Annotated in this window: 29 protein-coding genes; 3 read left to right on the forward strand and 26 right to left on the reverse strand. The window is 39.2% G+C overall.

From position 1 onward, the window contains the following. Positions 1-64: 64 nt before the first annotated feature. Genes ACI3ES_RS07850 through ACI3ES_RS07880 form a run of 7 tightly spaced genes read right to left on the reverse strand, consistent with a single transcriptional unit; the run spans position 65 to position 5,399 of the window. A complete protein-coding gene (locus ACI3ES_RS07850) occupies positions 65-1,156 on the reverse strand; it encodes a SepM family pheromone-processing serine protease (protein WP_080519111.1) in 1,092 nt (363 codons plus the stop codon). Then, positions 1,140-1,628 carry a pantetheine-phosphate adenylyltransferase gene (coaD, locus tag ACI3ES_RS07855; RefSeq protein WP_036067981.1) on the reverse strand — a complete coding sequence of 163 codons (489 nt, stop codon included), beginning with the start codon at positions 1,626-1,628 and terminating at the stop codon, positions 1,140-1,142. Before coaD ends, ACI3ES_RS07850 begins: the two co-directional genes overlap by 17 nt. Before the next feature lie 3 nt (positions 1,629-1,631). After that, positions 1,632-2,186 carry a 16S rRNA (guanine(966)-N(2))-methyltransferase RsmD gene (gene rsmD / locus ACI3ES_RS07860; protein ID WP_114667086.1) on the reverse strand — a complete coding sequence of 185 codons (555 nt, stop codon included), beginning with the start codon at positions 2,184-2,186 and terminating at the stop codon, positions 1,632-1,634. A gap of 6 nt (positions 2,187-2,192) precedes the next feature. Continuing rightward, positions 2,193-2,504: a YlbG family protein gene (locus tag ACI3ES_RS07865; RefSeq protein WP_080519110.1), complete on the reverse strand. Its 312-nt coding sequence runs from the start codon at positions 2,502-2,504 to the stop codon at positions 2,193-2,195. Then, the gene (locus ACI3ES_RS07870; RefSeq protein WP_114667087.1) at positions 2,501-3,673 is read right to left on the reverse strand and encodes an FtsW/RodA/SpoVE family cell cycle protein; all 1,173 of its coding nucleotides are present in this window, start codon (positions 3,671-3,673) and stop codon (positions 2,501-2,503) included. The genes ACI3ES_RS07865 and ACI3ES_RS07870 overlap by 4 nt, the downstream gene beginning before the upstream one ends. Next, positions 3,673-4,740, reverse strand: a complete 1,068-nt coding sequence (gene pepA / locus ACI3ES_RS07875) for a glutamyl aminopeptidase (protein ID WP_114667088.1) — start codon at positions 4,738-4,740, stop codon at positions 3,673-3,675. Before pepA ends, ACI3ES_RS07870 begins: the two co-directional genes overlap by 1 nt. Continuing rightward, a complete protein-coding gene (locus ACI3ES_RS07880) occupies positions 4,737-5,399 on the reverse strand; it encodes a 2,3-diphosphoglycerate-dependent phosphoglycerate mutase (RefSeq protein WP_114667089.1) in 663 nt (220 codons plus the stop codon). Before ACI3ES_RS07880 ends, pepA begins: the two co-directional genes overlap by 4 nt. Positions 5,400-5,624: 225 nt before the next feature. Here ACI3ES_RS07880 and ACI3ES_RS07885 point away from each other — a divergent pair, with 225 nt between their 5' ends. Both ACI3ES_RS07885 and ACI3ES_RS07890 read left to right on the forward strand, forming a co-directional pair. Next, a complete protein-coding gene (locus ACI3ES_RS07885) occupies positions 5,625-6,977 on the forward strand; it encodes an MATE family efflux transporter (protein ID WP_080519109.1) in 1,353 nt (450 codons plus the stop codon). 157 nt (positions 6,978-7,134) lie between these two features. Next, a complete protein-coding gene (locus ACI3ES_RS07890; protein ID WP_114667090.1) occupies positions 7,135-8,442 on the forward strand; it encodes an NCS2 family permease in 1,308 nt (435 codons plus the stop codon). Positions 8,443-8,536: 94 nt separating this feature from the next. On the opposite strand, the gene recN is transcribed toward ACI3ES_RS07890, so the two are convergent. The 6 genes from recN to xseA are packed head-to-tail and all read right to left on the reverse strand — an operon-like array spanning position 8,537 to position 13,922. Next, on the reverse strand, positions 8,537-10,210 hold the full coding sequence (gene recN / locus ACI3ES_RS07895) for a DNA repair protein RecN (protein WP_114667091.1): 1,674 nt from the start codon (positions 10,208-10,210) through the stop codon (positions 8,537-8,539). A gap of 35 nt (positions 10,211-10,245) precedes the next feature. Then, on the reverse strand, positions 10,246-10,701 hold the full coding sequence (locus ACI3ES_RS07900; RefSeq protein ID WP_036068007.1) for an arginine repressor: 456 nt from the start codon (positions 10,699-10,701) through the stop codon (positions 10,246-10,248). After that, the gene (locus ACI3ES_RS07905; protein WP_181809845.1) at positions 10,694-11,530 is read right to left on the reverse strand and encodes a TlyA family RNA methyltransferase; all 837 of its coding nucleotides are present in this window, start codon (positions 11,528-11,530) and stop codon (positions 10,694-10,696) included. Before ACI3ES_RS07905 ends, ACI3ES_RS07900 begins: the two co-directional genes overlap by 8 nt. Further along, positions 11,527-12,435 carry a polyprenyl synthetase family protein gene (locus ACI3ES_RS07910; RefSeq protein ID WP_114667092.1) on the reverse strand — a complete coding sequence of 303 codons (909 nt, stop codon included), beginning with the start codon at positions 12,433-12,435 and terminating at the stop codon, positions 11,527-11,529. Before ACI3ES_RS07910 ends, ACI3ES_RS07905 begins: the two co-directional genes overlap by 4 nt. Further along, on the reverse strand, positions 12,428-12,652 hold the full coding sequence (locus ACI3ES_RS07915) for an exodeoxyribonuclease VII small subunit (protein ID WP_036068013.1): 225 nt from the start codon (positions 12,650-12,652) through the stop codon (positions 12,428-12,430). Before ACI3ES_RS07915 ends, ACI3ES_RS07910 begins: the two co-directional genes overlap by 8 nt. After that, positions 12,645-13,922, reverse strand: a complete 1,278-nt coding sequence (gene xseA, locus ACI3ES_RS07920) for an exodeoxyribonuclease VII large subunit (protein ID WP_114667093.1) — start codon at positions 13,920-13,922, stop codon at positions 12,645-12,647. The genes ACI3ES_RS07915 and xseA overlap by 8 nt, the downstream gene beginning before the upstream one ends. A 406-nt stretch (positions 13,923-14,328) precedes the next feature. Here xseA and ACI3ES_RS07925 point away from each other — a divergent pair, with 406 nt between their 5' ends. Continuing rightward, positions 14,329-14,586 carry a hypothetical protein gene (locus ACI3ES_RS07925; protein WP_114667094.1) on the forward strand — a complete coding sequence of 86 codons (258 nt, stop codon included), beginning with the start codon at positions 14,329-14,331 and terminating at the stop codon, positions 14,584-14,586. A 6-nt stretch (positions 14,587-14,592) separates the two neighbouring features. Here ACI3ES_RS07925 and ACI3ES_RS07930 read toward each other — a convergent pair whose 3' ends face one another. The 13 genes from ACI3ES_RS07930 to efp form a co-directional block, all read right to left on the reverse strand. Then, the gene (locus tag ACI3ES_RS07930; protein WP_114667095.1) at positions 14,593-15,075 is read right to left on the reverse strand and encodes a hypothetical protein; all 483 of its coding nucleotides are present in this window, start codon (positions 15,073-15,075) and stop codon (positions 14,593-14,595) included. Positions 15,076-15,241: 166 nt separating this feature from the next. Next, positions 15,242-16,621 carry a bifunctional UDP-N-acetylglucosamine diphosphorylase/glucosamine-1-phosphate N-acetyltransferase GlmU gene (gene glmU / locus ACI3ES_RS07935; RefSeq protein WP_114667096.1) on the reverse strand — a complete coding sequence of 460 codons (1,380 nt, stop codon included), beginning with the start codon at positions 16,619-16,621 and terminating at the stop codon, positions 15,242-15,244. A 7-nt stretch (positions 16,622-16,628) separates the two neighbouring features. Further along, a complete protein-coding gene (gene purR / locus ACI3ES_RS07940; RefSeq protein ID WP_010275630.1) occupies positions 16,629-17,462 on the reverse strand; it encodes a pur operon repressor in 834 nt (277 codons plus the stop codon). A gap of 102 nt (positions 17,463-17,564) precedes the next feature. Continuing rightward, positions 17,565-18,356 (reverse strand): metal ABC transporter permease, encoded by a 792-nt coding sequence (locus ACI3ES_RS07945; RefSeq protein ID WP_407631964.1) that lies wholly within the window; start codon positions 18,354-18,356, stop codon positions 17,565-17,567. Beyond that, positions 18,349-19,053: an ATP-binding cassette domain-containing protein gene (locus tag ACI3ES_RS07950; protein ID WP_114667098.1), complete on the reverse strand. Its 705-nt coding sequence runs from the start codon at positions 19,051-19,053 to the stop codon at positions 18,349-18,351. Before ACI3ES_RS07950 ends, ACI3ES_RS07945 begins: the two co-directional genes overlap by 8 nt. Continuing rightward, entirely contained in the window at positions 19,050-19,889 is an 840-nt protein-coding gene (locus tag ACI3ES_RS07955; RefSeq protein WP_114667099.1) for a metal ABC transporter solute-binding protein, Zn/Mn family, read from the reverse strand. The genes ACI3ES_RS07950 and ACI3ES_RS07955 overlap by 4 nt, the downstream gene beginning before the upstream one ends. Before the next feature lie 136 nt (positions 19,890-20,025). Next, positions 20,026-20,259, reverse strand: a complete 234-nt coding sequence (locus ACI3ES_RS07960) for a Veg family protein (protein WP_010275621.1) — start codon at positions 20,257-20,259, stop codon at positions 20,026-20,028. 104 nt (positions 20,260-20,363) lie between these two features. Next, positions 20,364-21,251 (reverse strand): 16S rRNA (adenine(1518)-N(6)/adenine(1519)-N(6))-dimethyltransferase RsmA, encoded by an 888-nt coding sequence (gene rsmA / locus ACI3ES_RS07965; protein ID WP_036068031.1) that lies wholly within the window; start codon positions 21,249-21,251, stop codon positions 20,364-20,366. Then, positions 21,235-21,816 carry a ribonuclease M5 gene (gene rnmV / locus ACI3ES_RS07970; protein WP_114667100.1) on the reverse strand — a complete coding sequence of 194 codons (582 nt, stop codon included), beginning with the start codon at positions 21,814-21,816 and terminating at the stop codon, positions 21,235-21,237. The genes rsmA and rnmV overlap by 17 nt, the downstream gene beginning before the upstream one ends. Next, the gene (locus tag ACI3ES_RS07975; protein ID WP_080519500.1) at positions 21,809-22,606 is read right to left on the reverse strand and encodes a TatD family hydrolase; all 798 of its coding nucleotides are present in this window, start codon (positions 22,604-22,606) and stop codon (positions 21,809-21,811) included. Before ACI3ES_RS07975 ends, rnmV begins: the two co-directional genes overlap by 8 nt. Before the next feature lie 79 nt (positions 22,607-22,685). Then, complete coding sequence (gene nusB / locus ACI3ES_RS07980) at positions 22,686-23,090, reverse strand: transcription antitermination factor NusB (protein ID WP_010275609.1); 405 nt, start codon at positions 23,088-23,090, stop codon at positions 22,686-22,688. Beyond that, positions 23,090-23,539: an Asp23/Gls24 family envelope stress response protein gene (locus ACI3ES_RS07985; protein ID WP_114667101.1), complete on the reverse strand. Its 450-nt coding sequence runs from the start codon at positions 23,537-23,539 to the stop codon at positions 23,090-23,092. Before ACI3ES_RS07985 ends, nusB begins: the two co-directional genes overlap by 1 nt. A gap of 154 nt (positions 23,540-23,693) precedes the next feature. Beyond that, positions 23,694-24,254: an elongation factor P gene (gene efp, locus ACI3ES_RS07990; protein WP_036068044.1), complete on the reverse strand. Its 561-nt coding sequence runs from the start codon at positions 24,252-24,254 to the stop codon at positions 23,694-23,696. Positions 24,255-24,288: the final 34 nt, after the last annotated feature.

Consider the following 24,288-nt stretch of genomic DNA (forward strand, 5'->3'; position numbering starts at 1 on the left):
TATAGTACGAAATCAAAATAAAAAAGCTTAATGAACTTGGTAAACATCCAAGAACACTAAGCTTTTAATTAGTACTGTCTGTTGTTTTGATAATTGTACCTGATTTAAGATAGTTGACAGCATCATCAAATGTTTGAACCGGAATAACTTTCAACTTTGGTGCATACTTTTTCGCTGTATCACGTGCTAACATATAATTGGTTTTGTGCTGTTCTTCATATTTCAGCAATTCTTTAGTGGGTTTAACGTATGGTGCAAAGAAAACAGTTGAGCCTGCTGCCTTAGCAGCCATAATCTTCTTATCAATACCACCAATTTCGCCAACATAACCATTAGCGTTCATTGTACCTGTACCAGAAATATTACGACCGTTCGCCAACTTATCACCTGTCAGCTGATCATAAATTTGTAGCGTGAACATAAGGCCGCCAGATGGTCCACCGATTTGACCAGGATCAACACTCACTTTAGGTGTAGTTGTGACAGCTACGTTGTCCGTTAGGACAATGCCAATACCAGCTCGTCCGTTAGGATATTCTGGTGTCTTGGTACCTGGAAGCTTGATTGTGGTGCCTTTTGCCTGACCACTTTTATCATCACGCGTATATGAAACCGTGACGGTTGTGCCTTTTTTCTTATTAGCCAAATACTTAATAAAACCATCTGAATTTTCATAATGGTGACCATCAATTGCCGTAATCGTGTCACCAACTTTGATCGTTTTTTTGAAATGTGATGTGTCTGATACACTCAAAACATATATACCACGGTATTGCGTAGTAATTGGCTTATTTGCTTTATTGAAAGCAACTTGCTCAGCATTTGCTATCGCACTTTGCATGTAAAAATCCTGAACTTTACTGAAAGTAGCAGAAGATTCACCACCTGTCACATCCGCTTCACTTGCATATGACAGATGCGGATTAATTTTGGTTTGTAAAAACTTAAAACCATTAGCTTGAGTCAAGAAGACCGACGTAATTCTATATTGTCCTTTGGCTGTATCTTTCTTGCCATCAATGGTCACAAAACGAGACAAATCATCTGCTTCACCTGGTGACTCTATATAACCATTCAATGGCCACACACCAGCAACAATACCAGCTAAAACTAGAACAGAAACGACGGCAACAATTATTTTATTCTTTTTGCGCATTCAGTCGCTCCTTCAAAGCTGCCACAACAACAGGTGGCACAAATTTTGCCATATTTTCGGCACCCATACTCCCAATCTCTTTGACCATTGAGCTGGATATATTTTGGTTTTCTGGCTTAGCTAACAATAGCACTGTTTCAACATCGGCTAAAGCACTATTCACACCTGCAATGTCACGCTCATACTCAAAATCCTTACCATTACGCAGACCACGAACAATATATTTAGCACCAATTTCAGCCATAAATTGTACCGTTAATCCAGACATAATAGCCACTTCAACATTGGGTAAATCTTTGACCGCCTCGGTAATCAAGGCTTTTTTTTCTGCTGGTGTGAACAATGCTGACTTACTAGTATTGTTGCCAACCCCTACGACAACTTTTTCAAATAAATAACTTGCTCGTGTAATGATGTTCAAATGTCCATTCGTTAATGGATCAAAACTACCTGGAAACAGTGCGATACTCATATCTTATCCCTCATATTGATAGATTGTCACGACGGTAATACCATAATGCTTTTGTTGAATAATTCTAAACTTTTTATCTGCTTCTGGCAAGTTGGCCGCATCATTGCTTTCAGCTAAAATAACAGCACCCGTATTAAGTAATCCCATCTCAACCATTTTTGCCATATCAGACGCAATCGTTTCTTTGGCATAAGGTGGATCCAAAAAAACTAAATCAAATTGTTTATTTTCAGTATCAAATTTTGACAGCGCTTGTTGAGCTGGCAATTTTAAGATTGTGAATTGATTTTCATGGTGTGTTTTTTTGACATTGTCAGTCATAATCTTGATAGCCTGATACTGACGGTCAACTAATGTGGCATGTGTCATCCCACGTGATACTGCTTCAATACTTAATCCACCAGTACCAGCATACAGATCTAAAACTTCCCCTTCATTTAGGTAAGGCATCAACATGCTAAACATCGCCTCTTTGACTTTATCTGTTGTGGGTCTTGTTTTATCACCACTAACCGCATCTAGTCGTGTGCCACGAAAATTACCTGAAATTACTCGCATAATTTATCAGTCACGGACTGGTTGTGCGTCATCCGTGATTCCTCCCTCATCATAATTTTCAAAGAAAATATCATCATGCATATCACCTAGTTCAGGATCAATATCTGGCCGTGGTGACGTAACAACATGCTTCACAAATTTGTATTGTTGTAACTTACTGACAACTTCAGTAACATTTTCTTCATTCAAATATAGTCCGACAAAAGACATCTTTCTCGAAACATAGGTAATTTGGCCAAACTTTTTAAGTTGTTGTGCGTGACGTACATGGCTTAAATAAACATAAACAGCACGTCGAGCTTGTATTTGAAATGTCATTGATAATCCTTTCTAGCAACCATATCATTTGGATGAATGTCGATTGCCTTTTTCTGATGGGCAGCAATATTAAGTGTGAGTCCGATAGCTGCACTAAAGGCAATATAAGATGATCCACCACCAGAAATGAAAGGAAAAACCACTCCGGTAATTGGCAAAACACCAATCACACCACCTAAATTAACGAATGCTTGTACAAATAACAGCATTGCCACACCGTAAAGAATCAAACGTTGATACTGATTTTTTTGGCGAATACCCAAGAGAATCAGTCGCGTTACCAATATCAGAATTAACATCAATACAATAACGGTAACAACAGCCCCTAATTCTTCTGTCATCACAGCCATAATAAAGTCGGTGTTTGACTCAGGTAAGTAAGGTTTAATGAGTGAATTACCCAATCCTACGCCAAATAGTCCCCCATGAGCAATAGCATAATAACCATACAAAAGTTGTCGACTCTGATCTGGGTCTGCCCAAGGATTTACGAAATTAATTAAACGCAAAATACTGTAATGCGTGCTACCAGTAAGATGAAATACTTTATTAACAAGATTAATAATTGGTTGCAACAGTGCAAATAGCGCGCTGATAGCAATGAACCAGACAACCATTATTTTCCGAGAAACACCGGACGCTAAGACCATTACAAAAACGATTGCAATCGCAATGAGCATATTACCATTATCCGGCATAAAAAATAACAAAATCAAAGATAGCACAGGTGGCCCCCATATTTTCAGCTGAGCTAACGGCTGACGTGAAATTTTCACCCCTGCTTGCCAAGGCACTCGTGTCAGAATATGGGCACAATATAAAATTAAAATCAGTTTCAGAAATTCAGCCGGTTGTAATGTCATAAAACCTAAAGGAATCCAACCGTGCGCACCATTGACTGCTGGCATGATACGAGCTACGACAAGTAACGCAATAATGCCATACATCAGTATTTTAAGCCACTGTGGTCTACGCCAATTATTAAGATTAAGATGAAATAATGTAAACGCACCAATCCAGCCAATAATAACAAAAACTAATTGCTTATAAAAATTAAGCATTGCTGAATTAGTTAAGCTCGCTGAAAAAACCATCACGACACCTAACGCACTTAAAATACCAAATGGGACAGCAATCCAATAATCTAATTGTCTTAATTTTTTAAACATCAATCGCCCATAATTGTCTTCATGTTAGTTGCATCTAGATTTTGAGCTATTGCAACAACAAACGCTTTAGCTGCTTCAAAATCTTTAATTGACCATACTGTTTGATGTGTGTGAATATATCGTGAGGCGACACCCAAGGCAACTGATGGTATACCGCTTAATTCGCTTTGTGCAGCTGCTGCATCTGTCCCACCTTTAGAAACAAAATACTGATATGGAATGTGATTGTCTTCAGCAGTAGAGAGCAAAAACTCTTTTAACCGCAGTGGCATAACAACTGTTGGATCAAACACCCGTAACAAAGTCCCTTGATCCAATACACCCTGATGTCCCAATGAACCTGCTACATCGTCAGCAGCACTAGAATCAACTGCAAAGAAAATGTCTGGCTTCATCAAATTAACGGCACCGTGGGCGCCTCGCAGGCCAACTTCTTCTTGTACATCTGCGCCCATAATTAATGTGTTTGGTGTCTGAACACTTCTTAAGTCTTCCAAGGCCTCCAAAACTGTTACCACACCAAACCGATTATCCCATGACTTTGACATCACTCGTTTATGATTCGCAGCCATAACTGTCTCAACACGTGGTACGATAAAATCACCTGGACGGACACCAAACGCTAATGCTTCATTGTCGTCAACAAACCCAGCATCAAACAAAATATCATCAATCGTTGGTAACTGTGGACCATTGGCACTGCCACGCAATAAATGTGGCGATACTGAACTAGAAACAACCGGATATTGTCCCTTGATGGTAAACAGCGTAAAACGTTGAGAACTAATCACTGCTGGATTCCAGCCACCAACTGCAGCAACTTTTAGAGCACCAGATGGCAGGATTTCAGTTACAATGAATCCGACTTCATCTAAATGAGCCGCAAACATAACTCGTGGTCCTTCACCTTTTTTAACACCGAATATGCCGCCCAATCCTTCTTGCGCTATTTCGTCAACCAATGGTGCCAATTCTGCTCGAAACGCTTTTCTAATTGCGTGTTCTTGCCCAGACGTGCCTTGTAATTCTGTATACTTTTTAATTCGTTCCCATGTTGCTGTTTTCATTTGAGATAATGCCTTTCACTAAAATTCGTTTCATATTCATATAATATCGGCTCACCATTACCAATTTCTAAGCCATCAATATCGTCGTCACTAATGTGCTCAATATATTTAATCAGCGCTCGTAAAGTACTACCATGCGCTACCATCAAAACATTTTCACCATTTTTAAGTTGTGGCAACATTTCGGAAGTCCAGTAAGGAATTAAGCGGTCACTAGCCATTTTCAAACTTTCACCGCGAGGTTCGATATTTATTGGATAACGGCGATTCGGACTAACTTTTTCTAATAGTGGCGGAACAGCCGTATAACTTCGCCGCCATAGAGCAACCTGATTAACACCGTACTTTTCACGCGCAGCGTCTTTGTTAAGTCCACGTAAGGCACCATAATGGCGTTCATTCAAACGCCAAGTTTTGTTAATTGGTACCCACGCCTGCTGCATTTCATCCATGATAATATAAGCTGTAATAATTGCTCGCTGTAAATAAGAAGTATAGACACTATCAAATGTCAAATCATAACGAGACAGAACATGCCCCACTTGATGTGCCTGACGTTTCCCTTTTTCAGTTAGTGGTACATCCGTCCAACCGGTAAATTCATTATCACGATTAGCCGTTGATTCTCCGTGGCGTACCAGCACTAATTTAGCTACCATCCTGAACTCCTTTTTATGCGCTTTCTATATTATAACGTTTTTAAGTTGACGTCGCTACACAGCTATCCATATTACCAAGCTCAACCTTTGATATTATATCTATTTTTAATGCAAAATAAACACTGTTAAAAATTAAAAAACAACGTGCAAAATGCTAGCTAATAAACAATGATTCCGTTAGAATAGATATTCAGAACATATATCAATTTTTTGGAGTAATTTAGAATGAGAGATCTAACACAGGGCTCACCAGCTAAACAAATTTTATTTTTTACAATTCCTTTGGTTATTGGAAATCTGTTTCAACAACTCTATAATTTTTCTGACACACTAATTGTTGGTCAAACACTTGGTGTTAAAGCCTTAGCCGCCGTTGGTGCCACTGGCTCAATCATGTTTTTAATATTAGGATTCGTACAAGGATTCACAGCTGGTTTATCAATTATTACAGCACAACGCTATGGGGCTCGTGATATTGCTGGCGTACGAAAAAGCATGGCATCAACTTTACTAGTTTCAGGTATTACAACTGTGGTAGTCACTATTACTAGTTTGGTGATTGTTTATCCCTTACTCAAGTTAATGCAAACGCCTGCAGAAATTTTGAACCAAGCTTTTGTTTTTATTGCTATTATTTTGGCAGGTATTTTTGCCACAATGGGCTATAACGTTACTGCCAACGCATTGCGCGCTGTCGGCGACTCGCGTTCTCCTCTCATCTATCTAATTATTGGCATGGTTGCTAACATTATTTTAGAATTGTGGTTTATTTTGGGGCTTAAATTAGGTGTCGGTGGCGCAGCACTAGCAACCGTTTTAGCACAATTAATTTCTACGGTATTTAGCTTTTGGCATATCTATAAGTACTCACCACTACTACAAGTTACGCGCTCTGATCTCAAGTGGGACAGTAAAGATATTCGTATTCATCTTCATGCAGGATTGCCCATGGGCTTTCAAAGTTCCATCATTGCAATTGGCGCGCTCGTACTACAAGGTGCTCTCAATACTTTGGGAACAGATGCTGTTGCCGCAACAACTGCCGCACAGCGCATTGATCAAGTAGCCACGCTGCCGCTCATGTCTTTTGGTATTACAATGGCAACTTTTGCAGCTCAAAATTACGGCGCTAGACAGTTTGACCGTATTTTAATTGGTGTTAAACAAGCTTTAGTCATGAGTATGGGATTTGGTCTGTTCATGGGTATCATTGAAATTCTATTTGGTGATCTCGCAGTAATGTTGTTTGTTGGTTCAGGGCAGCATGAAGTTTTGAACTTAGCGCAACAATATTTCTGGGCAAATGGTGCCTTTTATTACATCCTCTCGGCTTTGTTTATTATCCGCTATGTATTGCAAGGCCTGAACGATGCAAAAACCCCCACCTACGCTGGTATTGCAGAATTAATTATGCGCACCGTAGCCGCCGTTGTTCTAGTAGGACCATTTGGCTTCTTTGGTGCTAGTCTCGCAAACGTTTTGGCTTGGGTGGGTTCACTGGTCGTTATGATTCCAGCCTATCGCAAAATCGTTAAAAATTTAAAGCAACAAACAAAAATCATCATTTCCGAACAATAAATTGACAACATTCGTTTTCAAAGCGCTTTCATTCGTTTTCTATTTAGAATGTTCGCTTTTTTTTATTATTTCATAGTCTTTTACACTTTAATTGTGCGCTAATGACTGCTAGAATAAGACAGTACGTTTTACGTAACTAATTATTTGGGAGGCAATCATGTCAACGATTGCACATTATTTCAAGTTTGATGAACTCAATACGAGTTTCCGTACTGAATTCATCGCAGGTCTCACTACTTTTGCGTCCATGGCATATATTTTATTCGTCAACCCCACTGTTTTGGGGGCTGCAGGTATGGATAAAGGCGCAGTTTTCACAGCTACTGCTATTGCTTCAGCCGTGGCAACTATTTTCATGGGTGTTGTTGCACTTTATCCAATTGCAATAGCACCGGGGTTAGGTGTCAATGCCTTCTTTGCTTATTCAGTTGTAATTGGTATGGGCATTAAATGGCAAACTGCAATGGCAGGTGTCTTTGTTGCAGCAATCATCTTTGTTATTTTGACATTATTCAAGATTCGCGAGAAAATTATTAATATTATTCCCAAAAACCTAAAATTAGCCATTGCCTCTGGTATTGGACTGTTCATTGCCTTTATTGGTTTACATGACGCTGGATTAATCGTTGCCAATAAAGATACTATGGTTGCTTTAGGCCATTTGACCGCACCTACATCATTGCTATCAATTTTTGGCATCATTGTCACTTTTGTCTTAATGAGTCGCAAAACACCTGCGGCAATTTTCTTTGGTATGATTATAACTTCAATTGCAGGTATTTTAACTGGCTTAATCAAATTACCGTCAGCTATTATCTCACCAGCACCATCTTTGGCACCAACTTTTGGTGAAGGTGTCATGCATATTGGTGATATCAATTCAATTCAGTTAATTACTGTCGTCATCACTTTTCTACTCGTGACATTTTTCGACACAGCCGGCACAATGATTGGTTTAGCAACGCAAGCCGGTTTTATGGAAAATAACAAAATGCCTCGCGTTGGTCGCGCTTTAATGGCGGATGCCGTTGGTATGACTGTGGGTGCAGTCATTGGGACCTCACCTACCTCAGCATATGTTGAATCGTCTGCCGGAATTGCCGTAGGCGGTCGATCAGGTTTGACATCTGTATTTACAGGCATATTTTTCTTGTTTGCATTGCTATTTTCGCCATTGCTTTCTGTGGTCACTTCACAAGTCACTGCGCCAGCCTTGGTTGTTGTCGGTGTGTTAATGGCTGAAAATTTGAGAGAAATTGATTGGGAAGACTTAGCGATTGCTGCACCAGCATTTCTGATTGTCATTGGTATGCCACTGACTTACTCGATTTCAGATGGTATTGCACTAGGATTTATCTTATACCCTATTACAATGATCGCAACTGGTCGTGCTAAGAAAGTTCACCCACTAATGTACATTTTAGCAGTCATTTTCATTGCTTTCCTACTTATTATTGCTAGTTAACAACGATTTAAAAGACCACCCTGTTAGATGAATAGATCTAACAGGGTGGTCTTTTTTCATATTTTATTTTCAATTCATGTGACAGCTACCAAAATTAATTTGAGATTTTCTCTCGTAAGTCGCGCGCATTAGCCAAGGCAGTATCAGTCACGTTATCTCCCGATAGCATCATTGCGATGGCATGTATACGTCCCTCTTCATCGAGCGGTGTCACCTGTGTAATCGTGCGATCTTGTTCTGTTGTTTTTGCAATCAAAAAATGGTGAGTTGCAGCCGCTGCTACCTGTGGCAAATGGGTAATTGCTAACACTTGTGAACCTTGAGCAATTGTTTGCATTTTCTTGGCAATGGCTTGTGCAACACGACCAGAAACACCGGTATCAGCTTCGTCAAATACAATCGAAACAATTCGCTGTTGTTTTGTAAATGTTGTTTTCAACGCTAGCATTAACCGCGCAGCTTCACCACCAGATGCAATTTTGACCAGTGGTGCCATGCCTTCGCCTTTATTGGTTTGAACATAAAAAGCAACCTTGTCACTCCCAGAGGCAATAAAACCTTCAATCGGCTCAAAATGAACCGCAAATTCTGCCCCATTCATTAATAAATCTTGTAACTGTTGGTTGACATCATGCTCTAATCGACGAGCTGTTTGCTGACGAACTTCGTGAAGCTTTATTGCCTTCTGTCTTAAGACCTGGCGCAAATCATTTTGTTTAATCTGCAATTCTTCCACATTGTAACCGTCATCATTCACAACACTTAGTTCTTGTTCAATTTTAGCTTGAAATGCTAACACATCACTGACAGTAGCACCATATTTACGCTCAAGTGTATGAATGAGTTGCAAACGATCATCTATCCGAATCAATTCAGACTCATCATAAGTTAAATCATTAAATTGTTCTGTCACATCTCGTGCAACTTCTTGTGCAGTATAATAAGCATCTGAAATAGTTTCAGATAGCTCTGCATAGACAGCATCATACGCTGAAATAGCCTGTAACTGTTGCATTGCTTCCGCCAATAAATCAACTGCACCACCTTGTTCGTCATTAAGTGCAGTTTGAACATTTTGTAAATGATCGGCTATTTTTTTGAAATTGTTCAATTTACCTCGTGAATCAAGTAATTGATTTTCTTCATCAGGTTGTAGATTTGCTTCATGGAGTTCATCTTGTTGAAATTTTAATAAATCGAGTCGTTGTGTAATTTCACGCTGTGATGATTGTATTTTTCGAATACGCGACGTAATTACTCTGAACTCCTGAAAAGTGTGGCGATAATCTGATCGTACTTGAGACAATTTTTCGCCGCCAAATGCATCCAATAATGGCAAATGTTCATCTTGATTGAGCAACTGTTGTGTATCATTTTGACCTTGAATATCAACTAAAAAGCTACCAATCATTGCCAATGTTTTTAAGTTGACAAGAACACTGTTAACGCGAATCGTGCTACGACCATTTTGCGTTAATTCTCGATAAATAATTAATTCATTATCATCAAAATCAATGCCCGCTTCAGTCAATAGTTTGTATAGCTGTTCGTTATTTGGCAAGCTAAATACAGCTTGTAAGGTGGCTTTTTTACTCCCATGTCTCACCATCTCAGAGCTTGCTCGGCCACCGGTTAGCATTGACAGCGCATCAATAATAATTGATTTTCCGGCGCCTGTTTCGCCGGTCAAAACACTCATACCAGTCTCAAACTGTAATTCAATTTTTTCTATAATGGCAAAATTTTCAATAATAAGATCTTCTAGCATAAGTTAATTTGTATCGATGATACATTTCCTTTCTACTATTTTTCTAATAATTTTTGAACCATGCTGGTAACTTGGATTGATGGCACCCCGTCCTTTAATAATACGAGGACAGAACCATCATCGCTTAAAGTTCCAAATATTTCTGGAAACTGAACCTGTTCAAATAAATTGGCTACCAACTGGCCATTTCCGGGTTGTACTTTTATCATGACCATGCCACGCTGCGCACTTTGGCTTAAAAAAGCTTGTTGTAGTATACGACGTAATCGTTGCAAATGAGGACGATCATCTTGTTTCGGCAAGTGATATAAAAAACCACCATGTGAATTTGGCACCTTAATCAACCCTAATTCATTAATATCACGCGAAATAGTCGCTTGTGTGACCATTTCTCCTAACGTTTCAAAGTGAGCAACAATATCCTCTTGACGACCGATAGCATGTTCTTGAATGAGTTGAACCAATGCTTTTTGGCGAGCTTTTTTATTCATTGGCATCTCCTGTGTGATTTAGCTGTTGGTAGGTTGATGTCAACAGTTGATCAACATCAATATCATCAGCTATCTTTGGGTCTTCTACCCGTTGTAATACAGCTAAAAACTCGATATTTCCCTGACCACCCTTAATTGGTGAAAAAGTCAATTGTTCAACTGCAAATCCTTCACGCACCATCATGTTAATTGTCTGGTTTAACACTTCGCGATGAACTGCTGGGTCCTTGATAATACCATTTTTGCCCACATGTTCACGGCCAGCCTCAAATTGTGGTTTAATGAGTGCGACAACATGCCCGTTCTTCGCAATAATGTCAGCAAGAGGTGGTAAAATGAGTCCCAATGAAATAAAGGAAACGTCAATTGTAGCAAAAGTTGGTTGCCCAAATGTAAAATCAGTTAGTTTGGCATAACGAAAGTTGGTATTCTCCATTACTTTAACACGCGCATCACGACGTAATTTCCACACCAACTGATTTGTACCAACGTCCAAAGCATAAACTAATTTAGCGCCATTTTGCAACGCAACATCCGTGAAACCACCAGTTGATGAACCGATATCCAATACAATCTTATCTTTTACAGATAATTCATAGGTGTTCAAAGCTTTTTCTAATTTTAGACCACCTCGGGATACATACTTGAGTTTCTCACCCTTAAAATGTAATTCAGTTGTCACTGGTATTTTTTGTCCAGCTTTATCTAAACGTTCTTCATTTTCGCCAAGAATTTCGCCAGCCATAACAGCACGCTTTGCCTGTTCGCGCGACTCAAAAAGGCCTTGTTGGACTAATAATACATCGACACGTTCTTTATCAACACTCATGATTTATCTCCAATAAAAGTGATTAATTCTGATAACAACTCTGGGTGAAAACGATGATTCTCCCGTGCAATGTCATTCAAAATCGTCTGGGCATCATTCAGATAATTATCGCGTATTCTCTCAGCTGCGTTAACACCTACTAGATGTGGTAACGCATTGACTGATTCAGTTGTATCTTGCTGAAAATCATCCAGATCATCCTGAATTTGAAAGGCCAATCCAAGCTTTTCTCCAAAGTCAGCTATTTTCGTTACCAAGTCAGGATTAAAAGTCTCATCATTTGCGCTACCTTTAACCAAAAGCGCGCCTGCTTGCGCAGCGTAACGCAATAAAGCCGCGGTTTTAGGTTGATAAATTAATGATAATAGACTTTCTTGGTCAAAATCACTCTCAGCACCATCATGATTTTGCATATCATGTATTTGGCCAAGCACCATACCATCTGCCCCTGCCGCTTCCGATAAATACTGCGTAATTGACACAATTGACGCCATCGTGGGTGCGTCAGACACTGTCAACGCCCGCGGAATGACGCTGAATGCACCTGTTAACAAAGCATCCCCTACCAAAATAGCATTTGCCTCGCCATACAAGGCATGCACACTAGGTTTACCTCGTCTTATCAAATCATTATCCATTGCCGGTAGATCATCATGCACTAATGAATATGAGTGAACCCATTCCACTGCCGTCGCAATTTTGAGTTGGCTAGGTGTTATCAATTGTTCAAAGCTATCTATAACAATCAAGGTTATTAATGGTCTCAAACGTTTGCCACCATTCAACACAGCATATTTCATCATCGCAACTAAATCATCATCTGAGCTAGCTTGAGATAAGTCATTTTCCAGTTGCGCATTAATTTTTGGCAACCATTCATTTTGAAATCCCTTTAAATTAGTCATTTGTTAATTCCAAATCCGATAATTCCCCATTATCATCCATTACTTTAGCTAATGTTTCTTCAGCATTTTTTAGCGTTTTTTGCAAATCTTTAACCAAACCAACACCAGTTTGAAAATCAACCAAGGCAGTTTCTAATGGTCGATCACCTTTTTCTAGTTGACTTACGATTGTTTCTAATTGTTGTAATTTTTCTTCAAATGTCAATTGTTCACTCATGTTTTACTCCTGTTATATTTGCAACTACACTACCGTCAGCAAAGCGTACATTGATTTCATCGTTTTTATCTAATAACGTTACACTCCGAACTACTTTTTCATTTTGAGTCACAATCGTATAGCCACGCGTCAAAATTTTCAATGGGCTTACAAGATCTAACTTGGCACTCAATAGCTGCAACCTTTCTTGGGCCGGTTGCAATAAATGTTTTTGAAGTTGTTGCTGTCTTTGCACAATCGTGGTGTAGTCGTGTTGTGCATTAGTTAGTCGTTGATGCGTGAGTTGCACTAATGACCTAGCAGCTTGATCGACACGTTGATTATGTCCTGTATATAATCGATCTGGTTGTTTGAAAATGACATGATCAGTCATTCTAGTTAAACGTTGCTTTTGGGTGTTGATGATTTGCTGTATTCTTGTCAACTGGCGTACTTGTAATTCTTGTAATCGAGATTGTATTTGTGCAAGTGTAATGGGCGTTGATAGTTCAGCCGCCGCTGTCGGTGTTGCCGCACGGCGATCCGCCACAAAGTCAGCCAGCGTATTATCTGTCTCGTGTCCAACAGAACTAATAACCGGTGTTTTAAGTGCGGCAATAGTACGTGCTAGCTGTTCATCATTAAAGGCCCACAAATCCTCAATGGAACCACCACCACGACCCACAATAATAGTGTCAAATGCCATATCATCAATTCTGTTAAGCTGCCGAATAATTGTTGGCGCAGCTTTATCTCCCTGCACTACTGCTGGAAATAAAATAACTTGTGCTGTGGGAAATCGACGTTGTACAGTACGGGCAATGTCTTCAATAACTGCACCAGTCGGTGATGTAACGACTGCTATTTTTTTAGGAAATAATGGAATACTCTTTTTTTGTAAATCAAATAATCCCTCTAACTGCAGCCGCTTTTTCAATTGTTCATAGGCTAAAAATAATTCTCCCACACCATCTGGCGACATTGACTCCAAAATTAAGGAGTATGAACCACGTGGTTCATAAAGTTCCACACGACCCACAGCGTTAATTTTCATGCCCTCTTCAGGTTGAAATTTGATTCGCTTCTGATAGCCAAACATGGAAGCACTAATGACCGCCTTCCCCTCAGAATCTTTGATTGAGAAATACAGATGCGGGCCACGTCGTCGTCCCATGTTGGAAATCTCACCTGTAACATAGACTTTTGCGAGATAAGGATCCGCATCAAACTTGCGTTTTAAATACGCAGAAAGCGCTGCTACTGTTAAATATTTATTATTTGTTTCTGACATGGTACCTCTCGATTGTGCATAGTGATTATATATAATAATTATACCTGAAAAAATGCATAAAAAAACAACTAACCTGAAGGCTAGTTGTTTAGTTTGGCATGCCAGATGCGCTCTGACGGGCGATTACTAGTTGTCACACTAATAATAAAGTCGCGTCACCTCAGTGTTAACACTGTTAGTCATGGTGAGATGAGATAGTTCCACAACACACTCATCATCTGCATCTATACGAGATTTGTGACTTAACACGGCAGACCGCCTTCGGCGCTAATTTTTCAAGCGCTTCGACTCATCGCATAATTTAATGATACCAAATATGTTCATGATAGTCAACTTAAGATGATCATCTTACGTCCTTAATGCTGCAATATTTACAGTTAGTTATGAAATCATTATACTTATAGGCATGATAAAAATAACTAAAATAACGCAACATTTCATCCACCATCACATTGCACCTAAAAACACTAGTTTAGATGATTTGTTCGTTTCAAATACTGATTTGAAAGACAAAAAAGCATTAGCTGCTTATGTGATTGAGACATACAGCCTTGGGCAACTTATCAGTGTAAAATTTAATGTTGCCGATCACATTCTCGACTTTACTTATCGTCACAATGAGCAAACTGGACGAGTTGTGGCTGAAGTCGCCATAGTGGACTGACACCGTTTATATTTCAACATCAGCTTGGGCTTCTGCAGATGCTTGCTCTGAGACAATATGTGCCAACTGTTCATCAAACCAACTTGCAATCTTTGCCTGTGCACTGTCAGTATCATCCTCATAAGTTGAAACCGAACTCACTAACGTAATTTTCAGTTTTGATTGACTAACAAATGGATTTTCAGCAATCATGTATAGATTAACACCTAGTGCTTCACTGTCTGGCAAAATCATTTTTCGTAACTGATTTTGATAACGCAAAGGTAAGTTGATAACATTTGTCTCAACACTTAGTGTTGTCCCATCTGCTTCGATCCCGCCATTAATGTTAAGTGTAATTTGCATAAAGTTTTCATCAGCTACATGCTGAGCTAACTCGCTCATAAGCTCATCAATTGGCACAGTTTGTCCATCTTCGACAGTTATTGATTTGTTATAAAATGTTGCATCAGCAATGTTAGCCAACGCACGCTCACCTGTTATTTGCATAAAATTTCCTCATGTATAATATTAACATATCTACTCAATTTACTGATTAAAATTCATTTTCTGTCAAAACGAGATACTTTAATTATCTTCATGTATTACCTCAGAATCACAAAAGTTTATATTTTGAGGGAGTATTTCAAATAAAAAAGAGCTCATGAGCTCTTTTTTATTGTTTGTGTGGCATGCGTGCCCAAAAATCAGCTTTATTCGTCTGCCTTTCACGCGCAATAGCCATTGCATGTTTTGGGACATCTTCTGTAATTGTTGAACCCGCTGCAGTAATCGCCTCATCGGCTATCGTTACAGGCGCTACTATTTTTGTGTTTGATCCAATAAATGCATGATTCCCCACTGACGTGTAGAACTTATTGACACCATCATAGTTGACAAAAACTGTTCCTGCACCAATGTTGACATCTTCGCCAACTGTGGCATTGCCAATATACGTTAAATGACCGGACTTTGTACCGCGTCCTAATTTAGCATCTTTCACTTCAACGAAGTTACCGACATGAACATTGTCAGCCAAATCAGCTTGTGGTCTTAAATGAGCGTATGGCCCAATAGTAACACCATTTGCCAATCGCGCTGATTCCAAATGAGAAGCAGTAATGACATTACTGTCACCAATAATGCTATTTTCAATTCGTGACCCTTGGGTAATTAGGTTCCGCGTTCCAATAACTGTGTCTCCTAGAATTGTCACGCCACCCTCTATCACTGTATCTGCAGCAATTTTCACTGTTTTATCAATGTAAGTACTCGTAGGATCAATTAATTCAACACCTGTAACCATTAAATCATGATTAATACGGTCATGCATAATTTGATTAGCAGAAGCTAAAGCGACACGATCATTCACACCCAATGACTCTGTAAAATCATGTAAAGTGTGTGCGCCGATTTGCTGACCATCATGTCGCAAAATGTCTAATGTGTCTGGTAAATAATATTCCCCCTGGGCGTTATTATTTTTTACTTTTGACAAAGCATCAAACAATAATTGATTGTTAAAAACATAAACACCAGTGTTAATTTCTTTAATATGTCGTTCTGTTACACTGGCATCTTTTTGTTCAACAATTTTAACAACAGTATTGTCATCACCACGCACGATTCGGCCGTAGCCAGTTGGATCATCTGCAATTGCCGTCAATACGGTCACGGCATTATTGCTATGCTGATGCTCAACGACCAATTCTGAGAGCGTTTCGCGACGAAACAGTGGTGTATCACCTGACATAATTAATGTCACACCGTCACTATCTTTTAATTCCGTTTGTGCTTGTTGCACTGCGTGACCCGTACCCAGTTGCTCCGTTTGCAAAACAAATTTACTACGATTACCAACATGTTCTTGCACGCGCTGCGCACCGACACCAATTACTGTTATTAATTGACTAGCATGCAGTCCTGAGACAGACTCAAGTACCCAATCAATCATCGTCTGTCCTGCCACCTGATGCAATACTTTGGGCGTGGTAGATTTCATACGTGAACCTTGTCCAGCAGCTAGTATCAGTACGTTAATTTCATCTTTACTCATGTTCAAATTAATCCTTATGACTATAGATTTCTTCTAAATAATTGCCCGCCGTTACTAGAATTGGGTCGCCATTTTTTAGATTAGTATCAACATGCAATAGTGACGTAAAATGATCTAACAATCTTGTAGTTGAGCGACCTTCAGCAAAAACAGCTGTACCAACAACTGTGCCGTCGAATTCTCCGACCAATGTCTGCATCCCTTGAATTGTTCCACCGGCTTTCATGAAGTCATCAACCACCAAAACACGCGAACCAGTTCTGAGCGAGCGACGGGATAATTCCATTTTTTCAACCCGCTTTGAAGAACCAGTCAAATAATTAACAGAAACTGTTGGTCCTTCCGTGACTTTGGCATCATCACGCACAATCACAAATGGTACATTAAGCTGTTCAGCAACCGCTTGGGCTAGTGGCACACCCTTTGTGGCTGCTGTCATAACAGCATCAATATCATCGCGAAGATACTGTGTCGCAATCAAACGACCAGCTTGACGTAGAATGTCTGGTCTTCCCAACAAATCAGACAAATACACATACCCACCAGGCAAAACACGTGTTTCATCGTTGACCAATTGTCTTATTTCTTCAATAAATGTTTTAGCTTCTGCTTCAGACATTGAAGGCACAAAACGTGCTCCTCCGGCAGCACCAGGCACTGTTTCAAGCAAACCAGTGCCTCGCTCTTGAAAAGTCCTTTTAAGGATGGATAAATCCTCAGAAATAGATGACTTAGCAGATTCATAGCGTTTAGCAAAATAAGATAGTGAGATTAGCTTGCGTGGGCGCTCAAGCATGTAGCGCGCCATATCGACCAAACGATCTGAGCGACGTGTTTTCATAATATGTGACGGACTCAAGTACTAGACTAGTCCGTTTCCTCCTTGAATTTTATTAATAATTACCTATAATTATAGCATTGTTTTCCAGTAATAGTTCGGAAATTAAGCCTTCCCTTTAAACTGCCATACAGATTCTAAATAGATCAAGACCTCAATAATTGCGATAAAAAAACTTGTGGGCAGTTCTGTTAGATAGGCGATACTCAAACCCACCCAAGTTCCAAACAATGCAAAAATGATTGCCATTCCCATCAGTTGTACGGTAGTGGTGGCATAGTATTTTGCACTGGCGGCTGGTAAAGTGACCAAAACAAATATTAACAGCGAACCTACCAATTGAGATGAAATACTAACAGACAAAGCAATCATGACAAGAAATACATAACGTACCCCTTGTTGTCGTTGTGTTTGCATGAACATCCCCTGTTCATCAAAAGACAACTGACGTAGTGTTCGGTAATTAAATAACAGTGTTACTAAGACAACCGCAGCCAGCATCAACAATAGATACAAATCACGATGACTAATTCCTAAAACTGAACCAAATAAAATGCCTGTTGCAGCGCTCGATGACGTGTGCCCCAATGCTAGAAATAAAATACCTAAGCCAATCGCTAATGCAGAAATGGCACTTGTCACATTGTCACGTTTAGTATATGTTGACTCCAATGCACCAATAGCAACTGACGAGACAACTGTTGTTAACATCATGCCTAATAAAGCCGGCCATCCAATCCACAGACCAAAAGCAGCACCAGCAAATCCAATTTCACTGAGAGAATGGGTTAAAAAAGCGTAATTTCGGGCAACCACAAATGTGCCAATAACACCAGCAACAATACTGACAATTGTACCAGCGACAAAAGCATTCTGCATAAAACTATACTCAAACATGATGAACCTCATTCTCAGGATGTGTAACTGTCATATCAACAGTTAGTTTTTTTAACGCTTGAGCATTTCCTTGCGTTACGCTACCATTAGCAAAAAGTAAAAAGCCATCAGCAAAGTCAGCAACTAAGTTCAACTCATGTGTGATGAATAAAACAGTTAATCCAGTTTCTTTTTGTAGCCGTACAATTGTTGTCAACAATTGTATCTTGTGTTCATGGTCTAAACTGGCTGTTGATTCATCTAATATCAGTAGTTCTGGCCGCTTAACTAAGGCTTGTGCGACAAATGCTCTTTGCCTTTGCCCACCGGATACCAAACCCAATCGTTGATCAGCAATATCGACTAAGTCCATCTTTTCCAGTGCGTCATGAATGGCCGATTTTTCTAATTGATTGTTAAATAAATGCCAGCCACGGTTAAAAGCCAGACCAACAAATTCAGCAATACTGAGTGGATAATCTCTCGAAATATCTCTAAACTGTGGTACGAAGCCAATAGCCTGTGTATTAACTTTCAAATTACCAACATAATTATGATGTTTTCCAATCAGAGTTTTCACAAACGTTGTTTTACCAGCACCGTTTTCGCCCAAAATGGCGTAAAAACTGCCTGCTGGCACATCAACGTTTATTTCAGACGCAATGGCCTTATCGCCATAACGGATTGTTAGTTGGTGTGTATCTATCATTGCATTCATTGTGCAAGCGCCTTTTGTATTAGTCGTAATTGTAATAATTGCCAAGACCAAATATAAGTGTCTTGCGGTAAAACCTGATTAAATGTCACAACGGGTATATTATCTTTTTTTGCTGCTGTGATTAGTTGTTTATCATGACTTGTCTGATCCTGTGTCGCCGTCAATACAAAATCAATTTTTTTGTCGCTCATTTTTTTCTCTAATGACGTCATGGCAGCATCGTCAAGCTTGTCAACATCATTACTTGCAGATTGATAACCCAACTGCGTCATCATTAATTCTTGCGATTGATTAGTAGCTAAATAGGTTACATTTTTATTTTTCTTCAAATTCTGAAATATTGTTGCTAATTTAGCCGTTTTTGTCAAAAGATTTTGCTTATTGGCAACATAACTATTGCGATTACGTGGGTCCATATCACTCAGTTGATCCGTGATCTTGGTCGCCATGTTCAAAGTCGTTTGAGGGCTCAAATAAATATTGCGGTAGCTTTTACCATCAGTAATATAGTCGCTGGCAATCACTAATCTCGCAGATAAGCGCCATTGCTTGGCCCGTGTTAATAACTGACTTTCATGAGTATCAGTGATAATCAATTCGGACTTTTTGAATTTTGCTTTTTGCGCTGTGTCAGTGACATTCGAAATCAGCTCGGTTTTGCCATGCTTACCAGCAATAGCCTTTGCAATCTGCTGGTATGCGATATTATCAGTAGTGATTACAACCGGCTTACTATCAGGCACGCTTGTTTCACCAGCCATATTAGCGAACACTAAAAAAATCCCGATTGGAATTAAAAGAATCGTTAAAATAGCATAAATTACTTGTTTGTTCATAGTGATTTATTTCATATTGCAGATGCCTATCATCTGCTGACAATCTGTATTTTTTAGGACGTACTATACTATAATAACACGATTTAAAACAGACAAAAACCATTTGTTGATACAAAAAAAGCCCACAATCGGGCAATTAATCAGCAAATGTAATGTCGATATTTTTTGTTAATATGTCAGTATAGCTATAAGAAGCACGCTCAAAATTAGCATCTTCATCTAATTCAACAACGAATAGTGATGGAAATGTTGATCTTAAAATGCCTGACCGTTCCGTAATTTTTTTTCGACCAGCTTGGGCAACTACGGTTACTTCTTGTCCAACATGTGAATCGAGTTGAACCTTAATCTCTTGCAAACTACTTGGCATTTTTATACCACCTTTCGTGTAAAAGCTTATTTTATTATACTACAAATAACCCTTTTTTGCAAGGATAACTGAATATTTCAGCTTTTTTTAGTATAAATATTCGGCTATTTCACTAATTTTTGGGTGCGTAATGCCAAGTATAGTTCAGTAAAATTAGCTAAATCCAGTCGTTCCGCTCTGATTGAAGGTTCAATATTGGCTTCTAGCAAAGCCTGTTCTAATTTGGTTTTTGTTTCAGCTTCTTTGCCATAAGTTTGCAATAAATTGTTCCACAAACTCTTGCGTCTATGCGAAAAAGTACCTTTAATGACCCCAAAGAGTTGATTTGGCTGTTCAACAGGTGTGTCAGGAATCGAGGGTGTTAATTTAACAACCGCACTATCAACATTTGGCGCAGGATTGAACGATGTTGCTGGCACTTTAATTGCTAACTGTGCAGTCGCAAAATACTGTATGGTCAAAGTTAAAACGCCATATTCTTTTGTACCTACCTGAGCATTTAAACGATCTGCCACCTCACGTTGCATCATGACCACGATGTTATCCCAAGAAATATCCGCCCGCAATAACTGCATCAAAATTGGTGTTGTAATATAGTAAGGTAAATTGGCAACAATTTTCACATCGGCATTTTCACCAAATTCTTCTGCGATTACACGTTTTAAATCTACCTTTAAAATGTCATTTTCAATGACGTGAATATTCTGATATGGCGACAACGTATCCGAAAGAACTGCGACCATTTGAGGATCAATTTCAAATGCAACCACTTTTTTTGCTGATTTAGCTAGTTGTTCTGTTAGGGCCCCGATACCGGGCCCAATTTCAATCACATTGTCCTCAGCTGTAATGTCAGAGGCTGCCACAATACCATGCAATACATTTAGATCAGTCAAAAAATTTTGCCCAAATTTTTTCTTAGCCCTTAATCCATATTCATTTAAAATTGCTTGTGTTCTTGTTGGATTGGCAATATCAATTGTTTTTCCCACTTTGCATTTGTCCTTTCAACGCTTCTTCGACCTGTGTACGTTTGATACCAAAGGCATTTAAACGTTTAATCAACTGTTTGCCATTTGTATAACCAATGTGTAGCTTTTCACCTACCACAACCCGACGTTCACGCGCATTTGGCCCACTTAAAAGGCCTTGTTGCAATAAAAATGATTGATCGATGTCACTTGATACAGTCAAGCGTGGTGTTATGATATGTCGCAAAGCATTTATAATGTCGTCAGGACTAGCATGTTCAATTCCTAATGATTTGTGAGGATTATCATGACTCGCACGAGCTTGATCTTGTGTGATGTATGCTTGTTTAGCCGTTGGAATAGCTTCTGACATAATATGGCGAATCCGCTGTCCATTAAAATCAGGATCGGTAAAAATAATGACGCCTCGCTGTTTGGCAGCTAATTTTGCCCTATCAATTGCATCTTGATTAACGGCACTCCCGCCAGTTTCAATCGTATCAGCAATCACCGCCCGAGCAATGCTTTGCGTATCTGAACGACCTTCAACAATAATAACTTCATTGATGCGTTGTCTATTAATCATGATTTAAAAACAAGCGATGCGCATTTTGACGTGTTAAATCAGATAACGCCTTTGGAGACATGTCTAACGTTTCTGCTAAACTATCAATGACATACTTAACAAAAGCCGGCTCGTTAGTTTTGCCACGATAAGGCGTAGGTGCCAAATAAGGCGCGTCAGTTTCAACTAAAATACGGTCTAATGGTACAACCTTTGCGGCGTCTCGTACTTCTTGAGCTTTTTTAAAGCTAACAACACCACTAAACGAAATTGACATCCCCAGATCAACAAAAGCTAGCGCCTGTTCTGGTGTGCCGGAAAAGCTATGCATCACACCTTTTGTGACACCAGACGCTTTTAGAATTTGATAAACATCCTCAAACGCATCTCGATTATGAATGATAACAGGTAAATCATATTTTTTTGCTAATGCCAAATGCGTCAAAAAAGCTTCTTTCTGAGTTTCATGAGAAGTACTTTCCCAATAATAATCTAAGCCTGTCTCACCAACACCCACGACTTTGTCCTGTTGCAACTGCTCCGCCAACGTAGTGGCTGCTGTCTCGTCAAAGCCATCTGTATCTTCTGGTTGAAATCCTAAAACGGCGTATACATTTTCATGCGACTGCGCAATTGACAAAGCACGTTGATTAGCAACTGCATCATAACCAACAATATTCATTTCCATTACTCGAAATTCGTTTGCTCGCCCAATATAGGCGTCTACATCATGATATAATTTGTCATCATTTAAATGTGTATGTGTATCGTAACTATCTGCCGGTGTCTTGGTTGGATCATAAATTGCCATTTTGGCCTCCAAATTATTATTTAAGCTAATACTAAGTATATCATGGTTCTACGTCAATAAAAAAACCGCTTTTTGCGGTTTAATTAGTTGGTGCAAAGTTTTTTAGTACACCATTAACAAACTTACGATCATCATCATCAGCAAACGTCTTAGTTAATTCCACTGCCTCATCGATGGCAACCTTATAAGGTGTTGCTTTGATTGAAACTAGTTCATAAATGGCTAAACGTAGTATAACGAGATCAGCTTTGTTGATTCGGTTTATTGCCCAACCATCAGCTAAATGAGCCGAAATTTGCTCATCCAAGTCATTTTTTGATCCCAACACACCATTAATTAATCTTGGCAAGTAATCATCAAATGTTTTACCATTCAAAACAATGTCGTATAAATCATCAATTTTGCTGTCTTGCGGATCCTTTTCAAGTGCAAAAAGAATTTGAAATGCAGCTTGGCGAGACTCATGTCGCGTTAAACTTGCCATTAATTAGTTACCTCGTCACCAAATAAATTATTGGGATCAATTGCACTGTCCGCTTTTTCTGGTACAATACCGCTGACGTGAACATTGATTCTTTCAACATGCAAATCCGTCATAGATGCAATTTGTGATTTGATGGCGTTCTGAATATTCAAAGCAACTTTTGGCACCGCCACGCCATATTGTACGAAAACATAGGCATCAATCACCAATCCATCAGTCGTTTGTTGTAATTCAACACCTTTACCACGCGCATTAGAACCAAAAACGCTTGTAAAGCGATCAGATAATTTACCACGCATCGAATAAACACCGCTAACTTCCTGAGCAGCAATTTGCGCGATAATTTCAACAACTTCAGGTGTTACTTGTGTCGTACCTGACACCTCACTTTTAGTTGCTAACAATAAATTTTTATTTGCCGTTTTGCCTTGCTTGATTTCTCTGGCCATAGTTACTCCTCGACAAGCTATTTAAAATAAAAAGTTCCACAAGGGAACTTTCAGGGTTACCGTGTACAGTTGCATTTAATCGTAATGACTGTGTTTTGACTTTAATCACTTGCTTAATGCTATCAAAAGACAATTCATTCGAACTAAACTGTAATCACGCGCGGCCCTTATATGAACCGTCTTCAGTATTAACAATAATTGTTTCACCTTCGTTAACGAAGTCAGGAACTGTGATTGTAGCACCAGTTTCAACTGTTGCAGGCTTACCTGAACCGGTAGCAGTTGCACCTTTGATACCTGGTTGTGTTTCAGTAACTTTCAATTGAACAGTTGATGGTAATTCAGCTCCCAAAATTTCGTTACCGTACATTGTGATCTTAACTTCCATACCTTCAAGCAAAAACTTCAAAGCATTAGTCAAATGTTCATCAGGAATGTTCACTTGTTCGTAAGATTCAACATCCATGAACACACGACCGTCATTTTCAGCGTACAAATATGACATTGGACGTGTCGTGATGTCTGCTTGTTCAAACTTATCACCTGGTCGGAATGTCACTTCGTTAACTGCACCAGTACGCAAATTCTTTAACTTTGAACGTACAAAGGCACCACCTTTTCCAGGCTTAACGTGTTGAAAATCCAAAACGCGCCAAATTGAGTTTGAATATTCGATTGTCAAACCCGTCTTTAAGTCATTCATGCCGATTGCCATGATTAGTATCCTCTTTATTCAGTAATATGATTAT

The organism is Leuconostoc falkenbergense (genome assembly GCF_045801155.1).
Lineage (GTDB): Bacteria > Bacillota > Bacilli > Lactobacillales > Lactobacillaceae > Leuconostoc > Leuconostoc falkenbergense.